Origin of the sequence: Enterobacter cloacae complex sp. P40C2 (assembly GCF_014930695.1) — a bacterium.
GTDB lineage: Bacteria > Pseudomonadota > Gammaproteobacteria > Enterobacterales > Enterobacteriaceae > Enterobacter > Enterobacter pasteurii.
This window is the reverse complement of sequence record NZ_JADBRP010000008.1, coordinates 85,973-110,164: the sequence shown is the minus strand read 5'-3', so window position 1 is coordinate 110,164 and position 24,192 is coordinate 85,973. Positions and strand designations below refer to the sequence as shown.

The following is a 24,192-nucleotide window of genomic DNA, read 5'->3' as shown; positions in this document are numbered from 1 at the left end:
AACGAAAAGCTCTATTGTTTTCGTTGGGGCTAAACGCATGGAGATTCCCCATGGCAAGAAAAACCAAGCCGTTAACCGATGCGGAAATCAAAGCCGCCAAACCTAAAGAGGCCGATTACCAGCAGTATGACGGCGACGGGCTTACTCTGTTAATCAAGTCCAGCGGTAGTAAGCTCTGGCAATTCCGTTACTATCGGCCTCGGACCAAGCAGCGAACCAGAAAGAGCTTCGATGCCTACCCTGCCGTCTCACTTTCTGATGCACATAAACTCAGAGCCGAATCTAAATTTTTATTGGCGAAAGACATTGATCTTTAGGAACATCAGTAAGAACAGGTGAGAAATTCTCAAGTGCCTAAAACCAACACTTTCCTGTTAGTTGCCGAGCGTTGGTGGAATATGAAGAAAGCCAGCGTAACAGAGGACTATGCCGACGATATCTGGCGCTCGCTTAAGAGAGATGTTTTCCCAGCAATCGGTGATATAAGCGTCACTGAGATTAAGGCTCATACATTAGTTAAAGCCGTTCAGCCGGTTCAGGCCAGAGATGCATTAGAGACAGTTCGCCGCCTTTGTCAGCGTATTAACTAAGGCCTGATTGATGCTGCTCCTAGTGTAAACATCGGAAAAGCTTTCGAGAAACCGCAGAAGAAAAACATGCCAAGCATCCGGCCGGATCAACTTCCGCAGCTAATGCAAACAATGCGTACGGCAAGCATCAGTGTGTCCACGCGGTGTCTGTCCATGTGGAAGCTTCTCACCATCACCCGCCCTGCCGAAGCCGCTGAAGCTCGATGGAATGAGATCGATTTTGATGCTAGCGAATGGAACATCCCTGCTGCCCGAATGAAGATGAACCGGGACCATACGATTCCACTCTCCGATGAGGCTTTTTCTATTATGGAAATGATGAAGTCACTCAGTGGTGGCCGAGAATTTATCTTTCCCAGCCGAATTAAGCCTGCCCAGCCTATGAACAGCCGTACAGTGAATGCAGACCTTAGGCGTGCTAGCTTAGGAGTCGTTCTCGTATCACACGGTTTACGTTCTATAGCTAGTACAACACTCAATGAGGAAGGATTTCCTCCTGATGTCATTGAACATGTAGACAAAAATGAGGCACGTCGCGCTTATAATCGCAGTGATTATCTTGAACAGCGACGACCTATGATGCAATGGTGGGCTGATTTTGTCATTGCAGCGGATCGCGGAAGTACCATTGAGAGTGGCATGAAAGGAATGCGGTTAGCGGGGTGACGGATAATTAATGACGGCTCCAACTTTAGGAGTGGGCCGAATGAGATTTTATATTTCAAGCGGAAGTTAATAGTTTTAGAAATCAAGCTAATTAGCATAATATCTCTCAATTGAAGGGATATGGAGCCGCAGAAATAAATGAAGACACGGCAGTATGCGCAAAAATCAATCTTCGATCTGGAAGCAATCTTCGAGCAGTCCAACAACAATGTTAGTGAACTTGAACAGTTGTTGAGCGAGCTGACCTTTCGCAACACTGCCAGGGCTCGGACGCTGACGGCTAAAATCGAGCAATCTCTATTTGCACTTAGCGGCAACAGCGTGGTCGCCATGTCGGCTTCCAGCCCATCAACAGGCCATCCCGATTTGGTGTCGTCCCACAATTCGCCTGCAGCGGAAGAGAAACTGCAACCGAAGGCCATCCCAGACTCTGCCATGCGAGAGCAATTCGATAAAGACCAAATCGATCCAGGTCCGCACCCGTCTTTTTCTCCGCCAAATAAGGCAAATGATGCGCGAGCAATACTGGCAGCATGGACAGCCCTCGAAGCACTGTCGCCTCAAGGTTATAAACGCCCAGAGGATATGGCAACCGGCGATCGCTCCCGTGTTGCTCTATTGGAGCGAGGTGTTCCATGGGGTCCAAATGCCCGCAGCAAGCCCAGTTATAAGCTTTATTTCGAGGTCATCCTTGGCGCCATCGCTCTCGATAAGGCGACGGACGAGCTGGTCAAGATTTTTGGCGAGGATGAGGAGCGTTCACGCCCGGACGGTAAGAAAGCAGCCATCGGCTCTATCCTGATCGACAAGGAAGGTTATGTGCTCGAGGATAAAGGCGTCGCCGTTTCCAGTTTTGCCTGGGCACTCAAACCGGCTCTCGAGCTGAAGCTTGGAAGCTTAGGGAATTGGCCGAATGTTGAGCCGCGCATTATCGAGCATCTGGATCGAATGGTTCGCCGCCACAACGAGGATGGAGAACCCATACCGATCGATTTGGATGTCGTTCTCAACACTTATAAATGGCTTGTGTCTCAGTTCGATGTACCCGAGCATTTGGTTGAGCCACCCACATTTGCGATTAAGGTGTTTCATCATTTCAAGGCTAAGGCGCCGCCTGAACCTTCGTTACTGAATTCCTTCTATCTCGAAGATCTCGGAGAAGCGACCAAATTGCTCGAGACGGGCAAAGCCGGAACCGGTTTGCGCCGCTATATGGGAATTGGCAGGCCTGACCAAAAAATCGACGTGCTATCGCCCATTTCCGCAGTTGAGCCTTTCGTCGCACCGTCGCTCATACCGCAGGCTCGTTGGCCTTCGAAAGGCGGCCATCCATTGGTACTGCTTCAACAGGCTGCCGTGAATGCGGCGCGTGCTGAGCTGAATGATGCTCCAGGTATCATAGGTGTCAATGGGCCACCGGGTACTGGAAAGACCACTCTTCTGCGAGATATTGTCGCTGGGTGCATTCTTGATCGGGCCACGGCGATGTGCGGCTTCAATAAACCGCAGGATGCCTTTTCCACAACAGGCGAGAAGCTGGCATTCGGTTCCAATGCATTCCTGCACTTCTACAAGTTACATGCATCCTTGAGGGGCCATGAGATCGTCGTAGCCTCCTCCAATAACAAAGCGGTCGAAAACGTCAGTAAAGAGCTTCCTCTCAAGGAAGCCAATGGTCGCCATGAACAGATCGCCTACTTCCGGTCCATCAGCGACCTGATTGCGAATCCCAAACGCGCGGGTTATTTCGAAGCCGAGGCCGAGGGGGGCATCCCCTCCGATCCTGTCGAAACCTGGGGATTGATCGCTGCGGCTCTCGGCAAGAGCAGCAACCGAGGCGCTTTCCAGCAAAGTTTCTGGTGGAATGAAGACGGTGGTTTCCTTACCTACCTGAAAGCAGCTCGCGGCTTAAACGTCTTGCGTGAGATCAAGGACGAACAAACTGGCGAAATCATCGATCGCGTGATGCCCAGCGTGGTCGTCAATGAGCGGCCCAGCACCAACGAAGCGGACGCTTTAGCGGCCTGGCAGAAAGCACGAACCGTTTTCCTTAAACTCAAGGAGATGGTAGACGCCGAAATCGCCAGCATCGAAGAAATGCGACGGGATATCAAGGCGCTCAAGGGAGCGACCACCGAACTTCAAAGGGTGGAACAGCGTCGTCCGAGTCTGAATGAAGCCGTCGAAGAGGCACTCCAGACTGCTGAATCCTGCCAACGGGAGCATGAGAAGGCAAAATCGCAGATCGAGCAGGACAAGATCATGCTCGACAGCCATCTTGCTTGCCGTCCAGGTTTCTTCTCCCGTTTGTTCACGACTGCGGCCTGGAAGTCATGGAGATCGACACTGCAGAAGCTCTCGGCAACCCTGCAGCAATCAGTCTTACGGGCGCAGGAGACAGACGGCGCCCTGGAGCTTGCAAGGACAGAGTGGAGAAATACTGAGTCCCAGTTACAGCACCTCGACCAGGAAATTTCCAGCAAACGTCAGGCTGTCTCGAAGTTGAAGGCAACCGAGGCAGAGGCACGAAACCGCATGGGAGACAGGGTCGTTGATGAGAGATTCTTCGAGCGCGAGCACGAGGCTATCCACCTGACTGCGCCATGGCTTCCCGATGAGGTTCATCGCCTGCGGGAGGATCTTTTCGCCGCTGCCCTGACTGTGCATAAAACGTTCATCGATGCTTCGGCCAGCCGCTTGCAACACAATCTTGGGCTATTGATGTCGGGCATGGTGGCTGGTGCCTTCCAGTCTTCCGCTCACCGTGAACTTCTCCCCGACCTTTGGTCGAGCCTTTTCATGGTTGTGCCGACCGTGTCCACGACATTCGCCTCTGTTCGGACGATGTTCGGGGATCTGCCACCAGAGAGCATTGGCTGGCTTCTGGTAGATGAAGCGGGCCAAGCCGTTCCTCAGGCAGCCGTTGGAGCTATCATGCGGGCAAAGCGCTCCATCGTGGTAGGTGACCCGTTGCAAATCCCACCTGTAGTTTCACTTCCTGAAAAGCTGAACGCCGAAATCTGCAAGTTCTTTGACATTGACCAAGTCGAATGGTCTGCCCCCGCAGCATCTACGCAGACCCTTGCTGATCAGGCATCGCGCTTCAAATCCACCTTCGTCATGGACGTAGGTGATCGAGAAGTCGGGCTGCCATTGCTCGTTCACAGGCGTTGCCAGAACCCAATGTTTGATGTTTCTAACTCCATCGCCTATGCCGGGCAGATGGTCCATGCTGTCGGGCCTAAAAAACCCGGATCTATCGGCTCGGCTTTGGGGAGATCTCACTGGGTGGATATCAATGGCGATACTGAGACGAAGTGGTGTCCCGACGAGGGCGAAGCGGTTGTGCGAATGCTCAAAGAGCTGGCAGCATCGGGCATTACAAATCCGGACGTATTTATCATCACACCATTCAAGATCGTAGAGCAGAACATGCGTCGGCGTCTCGACAGAGAAACCGACCTGCTGCGAACGTTCGGCGTAAAGTTGGATGAATGGTGCCGTGATCGTGTAGGCACAATCCACACGTTCCAGGGCCGAGAGGCGGACACGGTAATCCTGTTGCTGGGTGCGCCGAAAGCGAGTCAGCAAAGGGCGCGTCAGTGGGCGGCAAGCCCGCCAAACATAATCAATGTAGCCGTCTCACGCGCCAAGCAAAACCTGTATGTAGTCGGCTCGGCTGCTGCATGGGCAGGAGCGGGAACTAGTCTGCAGGTCTTGCAGCGGCAATTGGCACATTCAGCCTGACAATCTCCGCGGTGGCCCTCATTGCTGAGGGCGCATCGCGGATAATCTACAACCTGCATGAGGTGTTTAAATGAGTTTTATTAAATACATTTATTCCAGTAAGACATCTGGACTGACTGAACTTACCGAGAAAGAGTACATGGACATGTTAGTGAATATATGTCCCGATAAGGCAGAAAAAGCCTTCGAGAAGGCATGGGCAACAAGAAATTTTGAAATTGAAATGTATTGGAAAAGAGCAACATACTTTTGGGCATTCATTGCAAGTATATTTGTAGGTTACTTTGCTTTAATTTCATCAGAAAATTACGTCAAGTATGATAGGTTTAATCATGTTGAAGTGTATTTTTTGATATGTATTGGCTTTGTGCTTTCGTTAGCCTGGCATTTTACTAATATAGGCAGTAAGTCGTGGCAGAGGCATTGGGAGGTTCATGTTGATTTACTTGAAGATGCCTTTACAGGCCCATTGTATAAAACCGTTCATTCCCAAATAACATACTCTGTTTCTAAAATAAATGAAATTGTAAGTTTTGTTTTTGTTTTTATTTGGCTTCTTCTTGGCGTAAAATATTTATTTGACCAAAACCTAATTCGTTCTCTTGGAGAGACTAAATCTGTAAACTGGTTTGTTGTTACAAGCACAATCATGTCATTACTCGTTGTTTTTTCGATGATATTTGGTCATGGCAGAGGTCGTTTTGGTTCAAGACCAATAAAAATGTATAGAAGAAATGTTTTTTACAAAAACTAATATTATGAGTAAATAATGACCATAAAATCTATTTACTAAGGCGTGGAATTCTATTTTCAATAAAAAGGGGGAAGTAAATGCTAAGCGATGGACTTATTGAAATACTACGAGATAAAAAAATCCCGGAAAAATTGATAAATGATGTAATAGATTCAGGCTATATACTCAGAAAATTTCATGACCCATTCTCAGGTTATAAATGGTTGAGTGTTAGTGATAAGATGTATGGCAACAAACAGCATTCCAGTTTATTTGACATTGATGATTTTGTTAAATACATCCAAGGAGATAATGTTTTCGAAAAATTACCTAACTTCACTGAAGTCACAGCGAAAAACTATAAGGATATAGAGGAAATTTTATCTGAACCAAGAAGGCAGCACTATATTAATGAAGGCACACTTTCATTTCGTGGTCAAGTATCTCAATATACTTATAAGCGAAAAATCCCGAACCCAGTAAGGGCTGATCAAAACGGAAGAGAACTATCTATATTTCCTAGTTTATATAGACAAAGTGAGGAACTGTACTCTTTCAATCTTATTCAAGATGAACAAAGGAGTTCCCTCCGTTTCCTTCAAGAGCTCGAGCCCAACAATCCGAACGTGTTCTTTGATAGTTCTTATTCACAGGATATTATGCGGGTAGAACAGCATTATGCCGCTCAAACAGCTGGTTTAGACATATCATTTGATATTGAAACAGCTATATTTTTTGCCACCTATAAACTTCTTTTTAATTCGCATGGTAATGCATATCATAGCAAGATTAAAAAAGGTGAACATGAGGGTGTTATTTATGGATTTCGTTTTAGAGACCCTCCAGTAAAAAAAACTGAATTTCTAATTGAAAAATTTGATTTATTTAAAACATACAGACCTGAGAGGATTCTAAGGCAAAATTGTGCCTTACCATTATTTAGTGATTATGAACGTAATATTGCAATCACTGATTTAGATTTTATAATACATCTCGATAAAGATTTTGACTATGAGGGTAAAAGAGAACCTAGTTATATGTTCCCAAATATAAAGGAAGATCAATTCTATGGAAAACTGCTTGAATTGAAGGATGCGCATCCGCATTTACTTGCTAATGTTGTCGAGTATCAAGGTAGCCGAAATTAAACTTATGAGCGTTTAATGTGCCAGATGGCGATTGAGATTTTATAATCTCATGTGTCCGCTTCTCGCTCAAAGCAGACCTTATGACCTCGATTTCTGCCAGATCCCAAGAGTGGACATGGATAACATCAATCGGCCTCAATCTTAGGGGGAGCATCTCCCCCTTATTATGTAACCAGTTTACTGAAGGTGCTGCTTCAACCAAATACTCGTGCCTTCAATGTCATACGCTTTTTCCCCAAATCCTTTCGCAAGGAGGGACTCTGGTAAATACTCGTCGTATTTATCCAAGAACTTTTCTGGAACATCTTCGGCAAGATCAAATGCAGATGGTAAGCCTGACAACAGCATTTTTTTAAGCGCCTGTTGAACCATTGTGACACTTGCATCATCAATCTCTATAACACCTACGAATGAATTAGCTTTAAAACCACAGCGTATGAGCAAAGCTGTAATCGTATTCACAACTTTATCTCCCATCCAGGGAATTACGTAACAGTGTTGCCCACTCGAAATAAAATACTCACTTTGCAGGTTATAACGCTGAAAGTTACTACAACCTTCCGAAAATAGGTTTCTGGCGGCAGTATCGGCGTAATCTACTTTCTTGTTACCTATTGGTATGCGGTAATCACCTTCCCTATAGATAGCGAGCATTTCCTGACGAACGGCATCATGAACAGACATTCCTCCCCCACTAAATTGTGGTGGCTGACCGCCTTTGGTTGCCTCTACATAGATAACTTTTTTCTCTGTCTCGATCTCTGTCACTTTCCAGCGCCGCCCACCGAAGATGATGTGTTGGTCTGGTAGCAGTGGGGAGTCCACAGGCACTGTTCCAAGGGTTCTGTTTCCGGTGACAATGCGGAACTCTTCTGGTGTATTGAACACGGCATAAAAAGTGTAATGGTTGGTCAGTTTCTCCCCTTCTGCCCCAACAACCATTTCGCCGCTAGCAAGTTGAGTGAGCAGGCCACACGTTCCCATATGTTTAAGCAGAATTTTGAAATCGTTTAAATCAACATTTCTGAACGGCCCTGTGTGGCATAGTTGTGACCAGAGCTGATCGGCACGAACTCCTCCCCATTGTGCGGTAATAGCAAGAATTTGGTGTAGGAGCGTGGAGTAATGCATCTGTCGAGCATCAGCCGGTTCAAACCATTGTTTAGAGATCATCAACCTGAGCATTGCCATCGACTGCACCAACTGCAGCCGTAGGTGGTCAACGATACTGCTTGTTACAGTAAGCTCATTTTCTGTAATTAGCATTCTTAGAACTGATGGGGAATCGCGTCGCCCAGAACGTCCCATACGCTGACGTAGACTGGAAACAGAATGCGGAGGCGTAACTTGTATAACCGACTTAACCTTACCGATATCAATGCCCAACTCGAGCGTCATTGTACAAACAGCTGTTGTGGGCAAATTTCCTTTCTGAAGACGAGATTCAAGCGCCTCACGTAATTCCTTGGCAAGGGAACCATGGTGGGGGAAAAATTCATTCGGAACAATTTGTTCCTCACACATGTCGCTCAGCGTTGCCGCAATGCTTTCAGTGCGCTTTCGGCTGTTTGCAAAGACCAAATGAGAATCGCCACGGCAAAGTCTAAAAATGTCAGCGCAAACATCATGTTCAGCTGAACTCCGAAGTTCTTCCCCTTTTTGGATCACTCGCTCCAGGTACCCTTTGACCTGTACCTGAAGAGTGGCCTTGCTATTACTATCTGTAACAGTTACGCAGGGGAGTCGTTTGTCCGGGCGCAACAGTTCTGGCACTTTCTCCAGTTCCCCCAGCGTGGCACTCAACGCAACGCGGGGGATTGGATTTACCTGGCGTCCTAGCACATGGTCAATTCTATTAAGCAGAGAAAGCAGCTGTACACCACGCTCTGAGCCAATAAAAGCGTGAAACTCATCAATAACGATGTATGCGACTGAAGAAAACGCCTGTTTGAGCCAGCCCATTGAATTTATGAGCAAAGACTCAAGTGACTCAGGTGTAATCAGTAAAATGCCAGCAGGGTTCGTCCGAGCCTTCTTCTTTTTGCTTTGTGGTACATCCCCGTGCCAGGGAGTCACTGGCATTTCCAATGCATCTCCAAGGCTCCCAAGACGACGGTACTGATCGTTAATCAATGCCTTCAACGGACTGATATAGACGATGCCAAATCCATTCGTGAGATCTGCAACTGCCGAACAGGCAGGAAGAAAGAAAGCCTCTGTTTTACCCGCTGCTGTACCTGCACTGATTAGCACGTCTCGATCACGGGCTAAAATTGCCGGGATAGAGCTCTCCTGCAAGGGCCTTAATGTAGACCACCCCTGCTTGTAAACCCACTTACGGACGCGGGGATCGAGGCTATCGTAGGCACTGCTCATAGTTTGAAGTTCGCCAGTCCGTCGTCGTCATCGTTTTCCTCCATAATGGCGTCATCCATATCGCTAGGTCTGTCCACTTCAATCGCCACACCCTCGATTAGTGTTTGCCAGTTCATCGTTCTGTTTTGTTCCAGCACGGCCAGCATGTCCAGGAAACCTTTTATGGTATTACGGGGGGTACGGAAGTAAGCGTCTCCAATGGTTTTACTGCAGTGATGCAGGAATCCAGTCAGTGCCTCATCTGGTACCAGATAATTCTCTGGATCTCCACCTGCATAAACATGACGAAGATTTCTCAGCAAAATATACAGTTCCTCAGGGGTGAGGCTGGCAAGATGCATAGTGGGGGATGAGTAGTCAATCACTCCTGCTTTTTGCGCGAACCGATTTTCCGCCAGACGCGACTGGAGCGCCTCATAGCTGTAAAGACCTTTACGCGGATCGAAAAGAAACTCTGGCGTACCCCCAAGGATAAAACCGATGTTCTCGGCTGAGCCTTGCAGGCAGTCATTGAGGATCCGCAAAATCTGTTCGTAGTTCGCTGTTCTTGCTTGCGTATTATTCAGCTTAAAGAGGTTCACCATTTCGTCGAGGCTGACCAAAAGACCGGCATAGCCTGCCTGGCGGACAAAAAGGCTCATCAGCTTCAGAGAATCATAGAATGAAGCGTCTGAGATAATAGTCCGAACGTCGAGATCGTTACGGGCATCAGTTTTAGTGGTGTACTCTCCCCGCAACCAGCGAATAGCATTGGATTTTAGCGTTTCGTTATCCTGCTCATGCCCGCGCCAGAATGCATCAATGACCTTTGCAAAGTCATATCCACCCACCATATCAGACAGAGCTGCCAGGCGTTTATGAATAACTGATGAAACCTCGGAGCCGTCCGTGTTCGCTTCCTTTCTTGCCTCCGTAACGAACCTTTCAACAACGCTAAGTAACGCATTACCATCCGGCTTGTTTCTGGTGGACATGTTTTTCATAAGCTCAGAATAGAGATTACGAGCCTGACCTCCCGATGAGTGAATGCGTCTGTCAGGAGAAAGGTCTGCACTGACTGACACCAGCTTCTTCTCTAGCGCAATAGAGCGCACAACACTCAGAAAGAACGTTTTACCAGAACCATATTCACCGATGATAAGTCTGAAGCTTGCACCACCGTCAGCAATCCTCTCAATATCCTGGTGGAGAGCGGTGATCTCATTCACGCGGCCAACCTGGATATGCTGAATGCCTATCCTTGGTGTTACACCTGACTTAAGTGACTGAATAATAGCGTCGCGTTCTTTAACTCTTATACGTGTTACAGACATTCACTATCCCTCTAATTCTTTGGCAATTTCCAGGTCAACCCAAATATCATCATCGGCATCGTCCAGTACTGGAGCATCAACCACCGCATAGGACCAGTCATTAATCACCTCAATCGCACCGCCGAGCATCAAATTCAAATTTCCGCACAATTCTGTCGCCTCTTTCCGGGACCACTGTTCTTTCTCCAGCAAACTGCGATAAAGCTGGCTATGTGCGGAGTCAAGGCCCCCCGCCTCCGTTAATGCGGCTGGAGCGCTTTCTGGTTCTTCCGGTTCTTCTTCGGTGAATATTGTGTTCAGTAATTTACGAACATCATCCGTGGCAGATTCGTGCCGTGCAAGTACATTAGCATCCAGTGTGAACCCTGCCGTTGGCTGATCAGTTGGTACAGACGAGACGAGATCATGTTCAGTTGAGGAATGCTGATGGATATCGCTCGAGACAGAGGAGGGATCCAGACCCAAACTTGAATAAATCTTCTCAAGCTGTTTGATTTCGGCAGGCGCTATTATTCCATCCGAGCAGGCAACGCTAACGATAACTTTACCCACTGCTGCTTTTTCCGTAGCCCCCATCATTTCAATCCTGCTTTTCATTCCCGTCATATTGGCTGGGGTATGAAGCTGCCACGTTAAATACGCGTGTAGAGAGCGCTTTTCATCATCGGTGAAGCCAGTATTGTTGTTGATGGCATTCTCAAGCACTTTCTGTTCAGCTTGATCAAGAGAATCGTCAATCAAGGCGACCATCGCCCCTAATCTGAGCGTCATTACTGCTGAGATAAATTCAGGAGAAGGTGAAAAGCGTCCACCTTCGGCGGCAGGGAATAGAACAAGTGTCCCATCAACATCCGCCTTCACATGGTGATAATACGGGTCAGGAGCCAGACCGTAACCCATCTTCAGAGCAAAGGCCTGCATCAAATCGGCCTCTTTTTTATTGATCTTATTGGGGCAACTGGCATTCATATGTGCCCAAAAGTCAGCAACTGAGACTAACCCCTCCTTGACGAGGATCGCCTCATCAGCCCAGCGTTTGAATGAGCTTAATATTTTTTCTGCGCTTTCATTAACGATCTCTGAAGGGAGCAACATAATTGCAGCCGTATCATTGACTGACGTACCTTTCCGGCCAAGGTAGCGACTGTAAGCATCAAGTTCATCTGTACATATGTCGGCAAGGGCCATAATTTTTTGGACAGGCCCCTTCAATGCACTTGGATCAGGCAGGTCGGGAACAGGAAGTCGGACACCTCGCAAGCTAGGACTTGCTGGTGTGTAATCTAACCTTAGGCGCGTTTTATTCGCCTTAACGACCATCCCTTCACCATATTTGAGGGTGTAACGCCGTTTGAAAAGCGCAGCAAACTCTTTAGCACAGCGGCGAGCCGGGGTACGCAGCGAATACTCGGTGTGGTTTATTACCCAGTTCAACGCCAGTTCAGCTGATACAGGAACTCCTTCATGTACAGTTTTTGCCAGAGCCAGCTTAAATTGCATGCTGTTGCTGAAACCTGAATTGCTATCGAGCTCAGTGGCTAAGCCCATGTTCGGGCGCAGAATAGACATGGCTTCGAGTAATTGGGTCGAATATCCACGGAATGAGCGGTTCTCGATGAATACCGATCTCAACCGAGCGACTTCATTAAATAGATTACGGAACTCAGCATCAGGGAATTTTGGGTCAGTGGAATCTACGAGCGCTTTTCTTTCCAGGCCGTAGAGATAGATAAAAACATAGCCGATAGGACACGATGGATCAGACCTATCGCTGGCGAGCCAACTGACATACGCACCGCGTGCTTCTGGGGAAAGAGAGGAAAAACTGGGCCAGTATCCTAATGAACTGTCTTCGTAAAGATACGAAGTGGGTTGTATCTTACATGTGTCATCAATTAATGATGCCTCACTTCCATCGTCATAATAGCCATTTAAATTATTGCCTGCGGGCTTCATACGCTGACCAAAGTAGAATTGACCACCGAAAATATCTACACCTCCTACAGCAATCTTCTCCCCCATCTGCACCCATCGCGCTGCGGTTCTGTTCTTTTTTGAAGTTTGCGGATATACAGCAGGCGTTATGCTGACCTCGATCCCCTGGCCACTGCTGAGTGTAAAAGTGGCCAGATTGTCATCTTCACGTTCATCATCTTGCACAATAGCCTCTTGTTTTCTGATGTCAGCAAGCCATTCTTTGGGGGGAGCTTTAGCTGGTTTTGGTGAATAAATTACTGGAGGTCTATGTTTTTTCTTTCTGAAAAACAATAGATAAACAACATAAATCACCGCTAAAAATATCCATAACTCCATGGGTAGTAACCTTAAACATGACTTTTCGCACACGCCAAAGGATGGCAATGGGAAACAGTGAAGGGGATTGATCTGAAAATAATACAACTATATTGCGAGGGCTAAAACCAAAACATAGCCAAAGCTTGCTAGCTGTTTTAATTTTTAAAACAGCTAGTTAAATATTTTACCAGTAAGTTATTCAAGATGTAGTGAACTAGTGACTGTTATAAAAGTACATCAGACATGTTAACAAACGGCAGTACCCTCCTTTACCCATTAGGTATGAATCTGCCAATAGTGTAAGTATCCCGCATAATCGTGCCATTAACATTTAGAGATCGTCCGGCATAATCAATCTACCAATGAAGGAGATCGCTATGTGTAAAACTCATTTTCCTAAGCATCAAATTATCGCCGGGATTAAATCTGTTTAAATCGGACGAACCGTAAAAGACGTCTGCCGGGAAGCCTGTGTCTCTGAAGCCACCTGCTACAACATGAAGTCCAGATACGACGGCATGGAAGCTTCTGATTTTAAAAAGGACATGGATATTGAAGACGAGAACTGCCGTCTAAAACAGTTGTTTGCCGACCTGAGCTGGAAAATCGGGCGCTGAAAGGCGTTATTGATAAAAAACCTTTAAAACCAGCTTTTTAGCGTGAGCTGTTCACTCATCCGATAACGACATTCGGACTCAAGTTCCCCCACGCCTACCGGAGTCTTAACATTAGCGAAACGGTTTATCATTGTCGTCCCAATATTACGCGTGATGACCCTTTATTGCTGCATAATAGCCAGGTTGATTGATTTACCTTACAGGCCCAAAAGTTTTTCTGTCGACACAATATCGTCACGTAAGTCTCCTGGTGGCTGCCTGAGCACGGTTAAGGGTAGACAATGATAACGGCTCAGACACCGGTGAACGCTTACTCTCGCCTATGGATTGAAGCATGCTGAATGCGCCCTGTTTTTGCAGAACGAACAATGAAACATGCTTATACCGCCACCTTTGTACCGCCCTTCTCAGCCAACTTTTCCGCATGCCTGTTTCATCTGGGTGAACAGCAATCAGTGAACGCTATACCCACCAACCGTAAATGAGATCTTTTAAGGATAATGTGCTAAATATTTGTGCAGCGCTTTCCACTCATAACAAAAGGACTAATGCGGATATGGATACGACGTTACTCAATGCGTTAGACGCCAGCAAACGCGATAAATTTGATAGCGCAATAAATGCCCTGCAAGGCGATGTTTCAGCGGTAGCGGCAAGGTTAACTATCGATCCCCGCCTGCGCCTGGAATACTCACGGCGCATCAAAGAAATGTCAGCAGACTTAAGAGCAAAAGCGACGGCTGGTGTGATTTCATGGGAAAAAGCTGCCCAGGAGGCTCAGCAAACCCGTAATTTGATAATGGAAATGGTGAGAGCGCGCAGTACACCGCTTGGCCGCGCAATGGCCGAACAATTGAAATCAGAAGGGAAAACGCTCAATGAGCTAGTAGCTAAAAAAGCGAAATCCTTGTTTGGCTCTCAGGCAAATTTTAATAGCCTCTCTGAAGTACAAAAAAACCAAATTTATGCAGGTATTGTGGAATCCGCGGGTAAATCTAATCCGCAAGTGAACATGAAGATGATGCAGCTCTCCCGTTTAGGAAAAGGGCTCGTCGTTCTCTCGATTGCGATTTCTGTCTACGAAATTTATACCGCAGACGATAAGGTCTCAGAATCTGGGCGGCAAATAGCGATAAATAGCGCTGGTATTGCCGGTGCTGCCGCAGGTGGCGCGATGGCGGGGTTGATGTGTGGGCCCGGAGCACCTGTTTGCGTACTCATCGGAGGTTTTGTTGGCGGTGCTCTTGCCGCATGGGAAATGGGACGTTTGTGGAATTGATTATGCAACAGGTTAATTCACTATCGCTGGTAAAAGTTCAGGATGCTACCAGCTTATCCCAGGCCCAGTCTGAGGTTGTGCTCGGTGGTAGCAGAACAGGCATTATTGTACCAGGGCAAATACTGGAAGCAGCAGTTCAGGTTAATGACCGGCGCTATATCCTTTTTTTGACGGATGACGTTATTTTTGAGGAATCACTGACTATTGCGCTTATCGATGTTAACGATGGCGTTAAGGAGATCGTTCGTCTGGGTAATGAGTACTCGACGGGAAGCTTTGAGGGATTATCCGTTACGGCGGACAGCATCAAATTCAGATTCATTGGTGATTATGCGTGGGAGATTAAAATCTCGGATACACCGCGCCTGAGGCTTCCTTTTGGATCAGATCCCAAAGGTGTAAAGCGAGAGGCAGGACTAAAAAAATACATAACGATCTCGGCCACTCCTGTACCAGCGAGCGATTGATTATGCCTGAGCCATGAGGGGATCTCATGAAAGCCCGCCAGGCACAGGCCCTGCGGGTTTTTTTATATCAGCTCCTTTCTGCCAAACGCCCGCTCGCACGCCATCGCCAGCACCATCAGCGCCGTCTCGTCCTCCTGCGGCGATAAAATCTCCATCCCCACCGGCAGCCCATTACCGTTCACGCCACACGGCAACGTTATTGCGGGCAGGCCACTGATGGCGGCAAGCTCCGGCGCGCACCCGGGCGGCATCTTCGCCATGCTGTCCGGTAAGCGCTGTACGGTGGGATACAAAAAGCCATCGATGCGCTGCTCCGCCGCTACCTGGCACAGGCTCTGGCGCAACAGGCGCTGAAGGCGCCGTTCCGCCAGCCAGAGCGGGGTTTTCAGCGTATCGCAGGCCAGCATCTGCTTCAGAAACGGCGCGAGCTCGGGCAGGAAAGCGCCGGAGGCCACAATTTCCGCGAGCCCTGATGGCGCACCAGGCTGTTTAGCGAGCCAGCGGTCAAACGCAACGCGAAATTCATACAGGCTCAGGCACGTCGCCTGCCTTACGTCGTCCAGCAAAGGTAGTGATACCTCCACCAGCGTCGCCCCGGCGCGGCTCAGCGCGTGTAGCGCCGCCTGCCACACCGCCAGCTGTGCTTCATCCTCTCCCTGTAGCGCGGTAACCACACCGAACCGGGCGCCGTTCAGCGGGCGCGCCGGAAGGGTTACAGGAGAAAATCCGTGGATTACCGCATGCAGCAGCGCGGCATCTTCAACGCTATGTACCATTGGCCCGACGGTGTCCTTGCTCGGCGACAGCGGCGCAACGCCGTCTAGCTGCGCCCGGCGAAATGCGGGCCGAAGCCCTACCAGCCCGGTATAGCTACAGGGAATGCGGATGGAGCCGCCAGTATCGGTGCCCAGCGCGCCATCGGCCATTCCGGCCGCAACCGCGGCGGCGCAGCCTCCGCTGGAGCCTCCGGCCGTCACCGACGGGCAAAGCGGATTCGCTACGTCGCCACCCAGCGAGCTTCGCGATCGCACGTCAAAGGCAAACTCGGACATATTGGCCCTGGCGAGGATAATCGCCCCGGCCCGGCGCAGCCGCTGTACGACAAGCGCATCCGATGTCGCACCCAGCGTGGCCAGCGCGCGGCAGCCAAGGGTGACCGGCATCGGCGCGCAGGCGATATTATCTTTAACGATCAGCGGAACGCCGTGCAAAGGGCCAACCTGCACGCCGCACCGACGCAGCTGCTGATACCGTTGCGCCTGAGAGATGGCGTCAGGGTTAACGCCGAGGATCGCGTTGAGCGCACGGTGTCGCTGGATGATTTCAAGACGGCGGGCGATCTCTTCCGGAACGTCGTCTGGCGGTAGCAGGCGCTTCATAGCCTCAGGTTCTCCCAGCTAAAACCGGGCAGAAAGCTGCCCGGCGTATCGTTTAGTCCCGCATGCCGCTGGTAATGGCGTCGATGTCCTGCGGACGCAGGCGGATTTCTGCCGCCCGTCGGTGCCCCTGCATGCCTTCCGTACGGCTCTGGCGGATCGCCGGCTCCGCAATCGCCGGGATGCCCTGCTCGTCAATCCACTGATGGGTACAGATTTTGACGTACGCCCCCACCCACAGCCCGCCGGTATAACGTGCCGCCGCCATCGTCGGTAGCGTATGGTTAGTGCCGCAACATTTATCGGAGAACACCACGCTGGCGTTCTGGCCAATGAACAACGAGCCATAGTTGCGGATCTTCGCAGCCGTGGCGTGCGGATCGCGGGTATGAACCTGTAAATGCTCCGTCGCCATCCGGTCGGCAAAGGCAATCAGCTGCGCTTCATCTTCGCAAAGCACAATCTCCCCCTGCCGGCGCCACGCTTCGCCAGCCGTTGCCGCCGTTGGCAGGCTGGCGAGCTGACGCTCAACTTCCGCCAGGGTGCGCGTTGCAATATCCCTGCTGGTCGTCGCCAGCCCAACGCGGGTGTGAATATCGTGCTCCGCCTGCGCCAGCATATCGGCGGCAAGAATACGCGGGTCGGCGCTGTCGTCAGCGATGGTGAAAATCTCGCTCGGCCCGGCGAGCGCGTCAATGCCGACTTTACCAAACACCTGGCGCTTCGCTTCGTTAACGAAGGCGTTGCCGGGCCCAACAATTTTGTCCACCGACGGAATACTGTCCGTTCCCCAGGCCATCGCCGCAATAGCCTGCGCGCCGCCAACTTTAAAAATGCGATGCGCCCCCGCCAGGTGGCAGACCGCGATCATCGCCGGATGCGCGCCCGGCGGCAGGCAGGCGATAATCTGCTCGCAGCCCGCAACCGTGGCAGGAACAATCGACATCACGGGCGCGGAGAGAATCGGATAACGCCCCCCCGGCACGTAGCAGCCCACCGTCTGCACCGGGATGATCCGATGACCAAGATGCACGCCGGGCAGCGTCTCTACCTCCAGCGGCTGCATGGTCGCCAGCTGCGCCTGTGCAAAACGACGCACCTGACTAATGGCGAACTCGCTGTCGCGACGCGTCCGGTCATCCATCCCTTCCAGCGCTTCGGCGATCTCCCGCTCGCTCACCTCAAACTGCGCCGGCACGACGTTATCAAACTGCTGCGAGAAGTCTCTCAGCGCCGCGTCGCCCTCGGTTTTGACGCGTTCGATAATGGCGCTGACCTTATCGGTCAGCGAACGGTCGGCCTGTGCATCCTGCCCCTGCGGGCGCTTAATCCAGCTCACCTGATTGCTCATTTACGCATCCTCCATCTGGCCGAGTTTGATTTGCGCCAGCAGCGCAAGGTGGTCATAAACGATCCACTCGTCGACAATTTTTCCGTTAACGATGTGGTAGTGCGACATGCCCATCACGAACAGGCGTTCCCCGGTAGGCTTGCCCAGCTCCCCGTAGCCCAGATGATGGCCCTCGATAATCCAGCGAACCGCCACCTTCACGCCGCCTTCGTCGCAGGGGTTAGAGCAGATATGCTGCGGCAGCCACGCGCCGTCAGGGATCATCCCCACCAGCGCCAGCGTCTGGTGCGTCACCGCCGCCGTACCGTACAGCTCCTTCATCAGCGGCCCGTGCCACTGCACGTTCGGCGCGTAAACCTCTTTGATCTTGCCGAACATGCGGCGATTATAAATTTCGTGCAGCCAGCGCAGGCACTGCTCTTCCGTATCGGTATGCGCAAGCGAAACATCACATTCCATCTCCGGCGGATACTGCCCCAGCATGCGGCCGTTTTCGCCGATGTCCATAACGCGGAAGCCTTTATCGAACTGCTCTTTCGCCATATCAAACGCGATGCGATCGGTATCCAGGCCGAGCTGCTTCATCAACGACATGTTGTCGCTGACCACCCACTCCCGGTAAATTTTATTTTCGTGGATCATACAATCCGCCACGGTACGGGTTACGAAGGTGCGGTTTGTCGGCTTGCCTAAATGGCTGTGCTGGGTATGCCGCCCGCTTCCCGTCACCAGGTGAGAGGTATAAAAACCGTCCACATCATTCCCGTTCCAGATAACCTGGGTGGCCATGCCGCGCCGCTCCGGGAAGGCAATTAAGCGTTGCAGCGTATCCTGAACGACCTGCTCGCGGTTATATAATGTGCCCAGCGCGTTATACAGCACGCAGTTATGGGTATAGTGGGAATAAATTAAGCCGACGTCGCGCTCGTCCCATATTTTATGGGTGCAGCGAACGATATAATCGACAATATCGGTGTAGCAGTCATCAAAGCCGCGTAACGACTGTACGCGCGGGCGTTTTTCCGGTACCAGGTCGACAAAATCTCGACGTTCAACCTGTAATACCGGCTCGTCTTTTAACGCTTTCACACTGTTTTTTTCGGGTACGGCTGGTGCTTTATTTGTTGCTTCAGTTGAAGACATATAAACTCCTGCTCTGTTTTCAGACAATAAAAACCCGCACCCGTAAGTGAGGGTGAATTAAACGCGAAAAGTAGTGGCAGCCAGAATAAGGGCGCTGCCGCCCCTGTTAATTAAAGAGTTGCGACCAAATCGCTAATTCATCAATACCCAGATATTCCCGGAAAATTAATCCATCGCGTAATTCAAGCTGGCTGATGCCGGTTACGGAAACGGGTTTACGGGTTGGTGCGCCAAATTTGCCGTAACCGTCATGCCAGGTTAATAACGACCAGCGCAAGGAAAGCCGGACAGGCTCGTTGGGATCCTTACGCACGATCAGGTGATGAAGCTGCGTCTCGCTGTCGGCAAATGAGGCGCGGTAGCCGGAAAGCTGTGCGCCAATGTCCTGTTCCCCGGTACAGATGCAGTGGCCGGGCGCGTACAGCGTCGCCGCAGGATGATATAAACCGGGCACCACGCCGCTGTTGCCGCCCGCCCACATCGTCAGATAGCGCTCCACCACGCCTGCCAGCGCCCCTTCCACATCATCGCCGTCAGGCCCGCCCGCCCAGCGGGCGTCCAGCGTCTCGGCAGACACCGACTCCACCCCAAGCTGCTGACGCATGCTCGCGAGGTTAAAGGCAAACTCGCGGATATCCAGCCCCAGCTGCGCCACGATTGCCGCGCGATCCTGGAGCAACCACTCCTGGCGCACCGCCCCGTCGACGCAAAGGCGATCGGCCCACGTGCGTACCCAGACGTTTTTACCGGTCGGGGGGCCAAAAAACCCCTCGCCCTGGTGCTGGATCCGGGCAACGGTACGCTGCGCGGCGTAGTGCTCCTCGCCCGGATTCTGGCTGCACAGGATATCCTCGGTCAGCACCGTGCGCTGCGGGAAGCTGTGCATCGCCTCAAGCGTAAGGCGCATAAACTGGGAAAGCTCGTGCAGCTGTTTTTCAGGGGTGGTAAAGACCACCGGGGTGGCGTAAAAATCCGCCAGCTGTCCGATATCCTTCTGCTCCCACACCACATGCGTGAGCGTCAAAATGAACTGCTGGAGAGTGTCGAACTGTGGGCTGAAGCCCCGCAATCTGGTCATTTGCGCTCCTTTGACTGGTAAAGCGTAACCCCATTGGTTTCGATAACGCCGCTGCGCGGACGGCGCGCCGAGTGGCGTATCACCAGCGTGCCGGGCACCGTAATCTGTTCAGGCTCGATGGTTCCGCTGTCAATTTGCTTCATCAACAGGTCCACCGTGGCGTCCACCATCGCGCCTACCGGCTGTGATGCCGAGGTGAGCGCATAGGAGGGCCAGCCGGAAGGGCCGATGTCGTCATACCCGACAACGGAGACCTCCTCCGGAACGCGCAGCCCAAACTCATAGCGCGCCACGTCCATCACCGTGACGGCCATATGGTCGTTAGCAACAAAGACCGCATCGGGCGCAGGCGACGCCGAAAACAGGGCGTAGGCTGCGCGGGTCGTTTGTTGAACATCGTAATTGCCGTGCACCACCCGCACGTCGGTAATGCCGTGTTCTTCCAGCGTGGTGATAAACCCGCGCTGGCGGGCAATATTGACCGGGGAATCCGCCACGCCGCCCACATAGGCAAAACGCTGATGCTCCCCCGCCAGTAAAAACTCGGCAATCTGCCGCGCCGCCGCTTCGTTATTGCTGTTTACGCTGGAGGCCATTCCGCTCTCTTCGCTGCGGTTAAACAGCACCACCGGTATTCCGGCAGCCAGACACTCTTCGGACAGCTCCAGCGACAGCGTCACCGAGGCCAGCACAATGCCATCCACCCGGTACTGCATGATCTGGTCAAAAATACGGTCGACGTTGCCTTCACGGTCGCCGACAAACAGCAGCAGGTGATAGTTCAGCGTGTCCAGTTTTTGCGCCAGCGCCTCCAGCACCTGCGAGTAAAAGGGGTTGTCAAAGTAGGAGATCACCACGCCGATAATGCGCGAACGCGCCGTGTTGAGCGAACGGGCTATCGCATTCGGGCGATAGCCTAGCTCCCGCGCCGCCTTCAGCACTTTTTCACGCGTCGCTGGCGAAATACTGGCTCCCGGCGTAAACGTTCGCGACACTGCGGATTGCGATACGCCCGCCAGCTGCGCGACCTGCTGGGATGTGACTGCTGCAAAAGTCTTACGTTTCATTACCCCTGATTCCTTATCAACGCCCCACCCTTTCCGGCCTGTTCAAACGCCTCAGCGAGTGGGTGTTTTTTATACTTACACCACCTTTGCATGCGTATGCAACACAAAAAATTAAAATTCTCACAACAAGATCGAGATCACTTTACAAAAATGAAACCTTCTCGTAACTTCAATTCTTGAATACGTATGCAAAGCGTTTTCATACCGTCATGGTACCGGAGAGAACAGGAGTCGCCCAAAGGACTGAACCGGTAAACGTCGTACTTGGCTGGTGATAACCCATTACTTTTTAAGAGGTTCAGAACCATGTTGCGAGCACTGTTACGCCGTCGGGAAGCCCGGCTCTTTTTCATTATCAGCATTCTGTTCTTCATCTGTATTCACAGCATTGATGCCTTTCTGGCACCCATGATGATCAACCAGGGTATAGAGCCACAGATCATGGGGATCGTCATGGGCGCCTCCGGGCTGGCAACCCTGCTTATTCGCTTCCCGCTCGGCATTATTTCCGACGTGGTAAAGAGCCGCAGGATATTTATCCAGATTGGTCTGGTGCTGCCGATTATCGCCTGGCCAATTGCCTGGCTTGAGCCCAACGCCATCACGCTGTATATAGCGAAAGCGGCCGACGGCGTCACCGCGGCGACCTGGGTGCTGTACAACATCCTGTTTATGCGCTACTTCGAACGCGACGAAGCCCCTGCCGCCGTCGCGCTGCTGGCGCTGGCCGGCCCCGTCGGCGTATTTCTCGGCAACTGCATTGGCGCGGTGCTGATTCACTACTTTGCGAACAATATCGCCTTCTTCGTCTCCTGCATTTCTGCCCTGGTCGCGCTGATCCTGACGACCCGCATCCAGGACGTGCACGACCCGGTGCAGGCCCCCACGCTTAAGGCCTGCATCACCGGCGCGCGCCAGCAGCTGGCCGACCGTTCCGTCTGGCTGCTCGGCATTCTGGCAACCGTAGTGATTCTGGTTCCCTTCGCCACCCGCGACACGCTGACGCCGGTCTACGCCGAACAGCTCGGCGCCCGGGCGGGGATCCTCGCGGTGCTCGGAAACATCCACCTTCTGTTTTACGGGCTGGCTATCGCCCTGTGCAGCTCGGTCTTTTATCAGCGCCTTGGTCTGGTTAAAACCGCCGTCCTCGGCATCGTCTTACAGGTGGTCTCCACCTTCGGCATCCCCTTCACCAGCAATATGTACGTCATTTACCTGTGGCAGGCGCTGGCAGGCTTTTCGTTCGGCATGGCCTTCGCCGCCTTTATGTCGCTTAGCGTGGTGAATACGACCTCCGACGAGCAATCCACGCGGATGGGGTTATTCCAGACCATCTATTCCTGCGGCATGTTTGTCGGGCCGGTGATGATGGGCGTCATGATGCAGCATATTAACCTGTCGTCCGGTTATATATTAATTGCCGCCCTTTCCGTTATTGCCGCCATTGCCACCCCGCTGTCCGCCCGCTGGGTATATACCCGCAAGGCACAGAGATCGTCCCGGTTATTAAAAAACGGCGCGTACGCAGCCGCACCGGATCGATAACGCATTCTGAATATAAATAACCTATCCCGGCTCGCCGGGAGGGCATCTGTCATCTGAAAAAGGTAAGGAGTTACGCGTGTCGTGGAAATTAAAAAGCGGTAAATCTACCGAAGAACGCCAGCAGGCCAGCCAGCAAATAAGAGAAACGGTTGAACACATACTTGCAGATATAGAAAAGCGCGGGAATAAAGCCATCCGCGAATTATCAATTAAATTCGATCGCTATGACCGTCAGGATTATCGCCTGACGCCAGCGGAGATTGACCGCTGCATTAAGCAGCTAAGCCGCCAGGATATTCAGGATATTGAATTTGCCCAGCAGCAGGTGGCGAATTTTGCCCGCGCGCAGAAAGCGTGTTTGCGGGATCTGGAAATTGAAACGCGCCCCGGCGTTATTCTCGGGCATAAAAATATTCCGATTAACGCCGTAGGGTGCTATGTGCCCGGCGGAAAATATCCTCTGCTCGCCTCCGCCCACATGTCGATCATCACCGCCAGCGTGGCGGGATGCACACGGATCGTCAGCTGTGCTCCGCCGTTTAACGGCGAGCCTGCTCCCGCCATCGTCGCGGCACAAAAAATGGCCGGAGCAACGGAAATTTATGCCCTGGGGGGCATTCAGGCGATTGGCGCAATGGCGCTGGGCACCGGGTCGCTGGCACCGGTCGATATGCTGGTGGGCCCCGGCAACGCCTTCGTCGCGGAGGCCAAGCGCCAGCTGTTTGGCCGGGTAGGTATCGATCTGTTTGCCGGTCCGACGGAAACGCTGGTGATCGCCGATGAAACCGTTGATGCGGAAATGTGCGCCACGGACCTGCTGGGCCAGGCGGAACACGGGGTCACCACGCCCGCCATCCTGCTGACGAACTCGCTTCAGCTTGCGAAAGAGACGCTCAGCGAAGTGGAACGGCTGCTGGAAAAACTCCCTACCGCCGACATCGCCCGCCAGTCGTGGCGGGACTATGGCGAAATTATCGTGTGCGAGAGCTACGACGAGATGCTGCTGGAGGCGGATCGTATTGCTTCCGAACACGTTCAGGTCATGACCGACCGGGACGACTGGTTCCTTGCCAGCCTGACCAACTACGGCGCGCTGTTCCTCGGCCCGCGCACCAACGTTGCCTATGGCGATAAGGTGATCGGCACCAACCACACGCTGCCGACGCAAAAAGCCGCGCGCTACACCGGGGGGCTGTGGGTCGGCAAATTCATGAAAACCTGCACCTTCCAGAAAGTCCTTAGCGACGAAGCGACCGCCGAAATCGGCAGCTATTGCTCACGCCTGTCGCTGCTGGAAGGGTTCGCCGGTCATGCCGAGCAGGCCAACATTCGCGTGCGCCGTTACGGCCAGACCGAGGTGCCCTACGCCACGCCTGCCCCGGTGCGGGAAAAGGTGTAATT

At 51.7% G+C, this 24,192-nt stretch carries 15 protein-coding genes and 2 pseudogenes; 9 read left to right on the top strand and 8 right to left on the bottom strand.

Annotated features, from left to right (window positions below; all coding sequences use genetic code 11):
* The first annotated feature begins 50 nt into the window (after nt 1–50).
* From IM304_RS15295 to IM304_RS15280, 4 genes and pseudogenes are all read left to right on the top strand, one after another.
* Nucleotides 51–1,256 (top strand): annotated as a pseudogene (locus IM304_RS15295) (integrase domain-containing protein).
* Between the two features lie 138 nt (nt 1,257–1,394).
* Nucleotides 1,395–5,003, top strand: coding sequence for an ATP-binding protein (locus tag IM304_RS15290; protein WP_193356644.1), 3,609 nt, complete (start codon nt 1,395–1,397; stop codon nt 5,001–5,003).
* Between the two features lie 70 nt (nt 5,004–5,073).
* Entirely contained in the window at nt 5,074–5,757 is a 684-nt protein-coding gene (locus tag IM304_RS15285; protein ID WP_193356645.1) for a hypothetical protein, read from the top strand.
* A gap of 77 nt (nt 5,758–5,834) precedes the next feature.
* Nucleotides 5,835–6,884, top strand: coding sequence for an FRG domain-containing protein (locus tag IM304_RS15280; RefSeq protein WP_193356646.1), 1,050 nt, complete (start codon nt 5,835–5,837; stop codon nt 6,882–6,884).
* A 177-nt stretch (nt 6,885–7,061) separates the two neighbouring features.
* Here IM304_RS15280 and IM304_RS15275 read toward each other — a convergent pair whose 3' ends face one another.
* Genes IM304_RS15275 through IM304_RS15265 form a run of 3 tightly spaced genes read right to left on the bottom strand, consistent with a single transcriptional unit; the run spans nt 7,062 to nt 12,886 of the window.
* Nucleotides 7,062–9,260: a DEAD/DEAH box helicase gene (locus IM304_RS15275; RefSeq protein ID WP_193356647.1), complete on the bottom strand. Its 2,199-nt coding sequence runs from the start codon at nt 9,258–9,260 to the stop codon at nt 7,062–7,064.
* Nucleotides 9,257–10,573: an ATP-binding protein gene (locus IM304_RS15270; RefSeq protein ID WP_193356648.1), complete on the bottom strand. Its 1,317-nt coding sequence runs from the start codon at nt 10,571–10,573 to the stop codon at nt 9,257–9,259. The genes IM304_RS15275 and IM304_RS15270 overlap by 4 nt, the downstream gene beginning before the upstream one ends.
* A 3-nt stretch (nt 10,574–10,576) precedes the next feature.
* Nucleotides 10,577–12,886 carry a TerB N-terminal domain-containing protein gene (locus IM304_RS15265; protein ID WP_193356649.1) on the bottom strand — a complete coding sequence of 770 codons (2,310 nt, stop codon included), beginning with the start codon at nt 12,884–12,886 and terminating at the stop codon, nt 10,577–10,579.
* A gap of 416 nt (nt 12,887–13,302) precedes the next feature.
* Between IM304_RS15265 and IM304_RS22305 the strand changes: the two are divergent.
* From IM304_RS22305 to IM304_RS15250, 3 genes and pseudogenes are all read left to right on the top strand, one after another.
* Nucleotides 13,303–13,652: pseudogene (locus tag IM304_RS22305) on the top strand (transposase); the annotation flags it as partial.
* A 389-nt stretch (nt 13,653–14,041) separates the two neighbouring features.
* Entirely contained in the window at nt 14,042–14,764 is a 723-nt protein-coding gene (locus tag IM304_RS15255; protein ID WP_193356650.1) for a hypothetical protein, read from the top strand.
* 2 nt (nt 14,765–14,766) lie between these two features.
* Nucleotides 14,767–15,231, top strand: a complete 465-nt coding sequence (locus IM304_RS15250; protein ID WP_193356651.1) for a hypothetical protein — start codon at nt 14,767–14,769, stop codon at nt 15,229–15,231.
* A gap of 62 nt (nt 15,232–15,293) precedes the next feature.
* Here IM304_RS15250 and IM304_RS15245 read toward each other — a convergent pair whose 3' ends face one another.
* The 5 genes from IM304_RS15245 to IM304_RS15225 form a co-directional block, all read right to left on the bottom strand.
* Nucleotides 15,294–16,610, bottom strand: a complete 1,317-nt coding sequence (locus IM304_RS15245; RefSeq protein ID WP_193356652.1) for an amidase family protein — start codon at nt 16,608–16,610, stop codon at nt 15,294–15,296.
* 52 nt (nt 16,611–16,662) lie between these two features.
* The gene (gene hisD, locus IM304_RS15240; RefSeq protein WP_193356653.1) at nt 16,663–17,958 is read right to left on the bottom strand and encodes a histidinol dehydrogenase; all 1,296 of its coding nucleotides are present in this window, start codon (nt 17,956–17,958) and stop codon (nt 16,663–16,665) included.
* On the bottom strand, nt 17,959–19,101 hold the full coding sequence (locus IM304_RS15235) for an ester cyclase (RefSeq protein WP_148421476.1): 1,143 nt from the start codon (nt 19,099–19,101) through the stop codon (nt 17,959–17,961).
* A gap of 106 nt (nt 19,102–19,207) precedes the next feature.
* Nucleotides 19,208–20,179: a nuclear transport factor 2 family protein gene (locus IM304_RS15230; RefSeq protein WP_148421474.1), complete on the bottom strand. Its 972-nt coding sequence runs from the start codon at nt 20,177–20,179 to the stop codon at nt 19,208–19,210.
* The gene (locus tag IM304_RS15225) at nt 20,176–21,246 is read right to left on the bottom strand and encodes a LacI family DNA-binding transcriptional regulator (protein WP_148421472.1); all 1,071 of its coding nucleotides are present in this window, start codon (nt 21,244–21,246) and stop codon (nt 20,176–20,178) included. Before IM304_RS15225 ends, IM304_RS15230 begins: the two co-directional genes overlap by 4 nt.
* 306 nt (nt 21,247–21,552) lie before the next feature.
* Between IM304_RS15225 and IM304_RS15220 the strand changes: the two genes are divergently transcribed.
* Entirely contained in the window at nt 21,553–22,791 is a 1,239-nt protein-coding gene (locus tag IM304_RS15220) for an MFS transporter (RefSeq protein ID WP_193356654.1), read from the top strand.
* A gap of 76 nt (nt 22,792–22,867) precedes the next feature.
* A complete protein-coding gene (gene hisD, locus IM304_RS15215) occupies nt 22,868–24,190 on the top strand; it encodes a histidinol dehydrogenase (RefSeq protein WP_193356655.1) in 1,323 nt (440 codons plus the stop codon).
* Nucleotides 24,191–24,192 lie beyond the last annotated feature (2 nt).

Bases quoted from the DNA above. Each gene is read 5' to 3' on its own strand.
- IM304_RS15290 (WP_193356644.1), top strand. From the start codon at position 1,395: ATGAAGACACGGCAGTATGCGCAAAAATCAATCTTCGATCTGGAAGCA.
- IM304_RS15285 (WP_193356645.1), top strand. From the start codon at position 5,074: ATGAGTTTTATTAAATACATTTATTCCAGTAAGACATCTGGACTGACT.
- IM304_RS15280 (WP_193356646.1), top strand. From the start codon at position 5,835: ATGCTAAGCGATGGACTTATTGAAATACTACGAGATAAAAAAATCCCG.
- IM304_RS15275 (WP_193356647.1), bottom strand. From the start codon at position 9,260: ATGAGCAGTGCCTACGATAGCCTCGATCCCCGCGTCCGTAAGTGGGTT.
- IM304_RS15270 (WP_193356648.1), bottom strand. From the start codon at position 10,573: ATGTCTGTAACACGTATAAGAGTTAAAGAACGCGACGCTATTATTCAG.
- IM304_RS15265 (WP_193356649.1), bottom strand. From the start codon at position 12,886: ATGGAGTTATGGATATTTTTAGCGGTGATTTATGTTGTTTATCTATTG.
- IM304_RS15255 (WP_193356650.1), top strand. From the start codon at position 14,042: ATGGATACGACGTTACTCAATGCGTTAGACGCCAGCAAACGCGATAAA.
- IM304_RS15250 (WP_193356651.1), top strand. From the start codon at position 14,767: ATGCAACAGGTTAATTCACTATCGCTGGTAAAAGTTCAGGATGCTACC.
- IM304_RS15245 (WP_193356652.1), bottom strand. From the start codon at position 16,610: ATGAAGCGCCTGCTACCGCCAGACGACGTTCCGGAAGAGATCGCCCGC.
- hisD (WP_193356653.1), bottom strand. From the start codon at position 17,958: ATGAGCAATCAGGTGAGCTGGATTAAGCGCCCGCAGGGGCAGGATGCA.
- IM304_RS15235 (WP_148421476.1), bottom strand. From the start codon at position 19,101: ATGTCTTCAACTGAAGCAACAAATAAAGCACCAGCCGTACCCGAAAAA.
- IM304_RS15230 (WP_148421474.1), bottom strand. From the start codon at position 20,179: ATGACCAGATTGCGGGGCTTCAGCCCACAGTTCGACACTCTCCAGCAG.
- IM304_RS15225 (WP_148421472.1), bottom strand. From the start codon at position 21,246: ATGAAACGTAAGACTTTTGCAGCAGTCACATCCCAGCAGGTCGCGCAG.
- IM304_RS15220 (WP_193356654.1), top strand. From the start codon at position 21,553: ATGTTGCGAGCACTGTTACGCCGTCGGGAAGCCCGGCTCTTTTTCATT.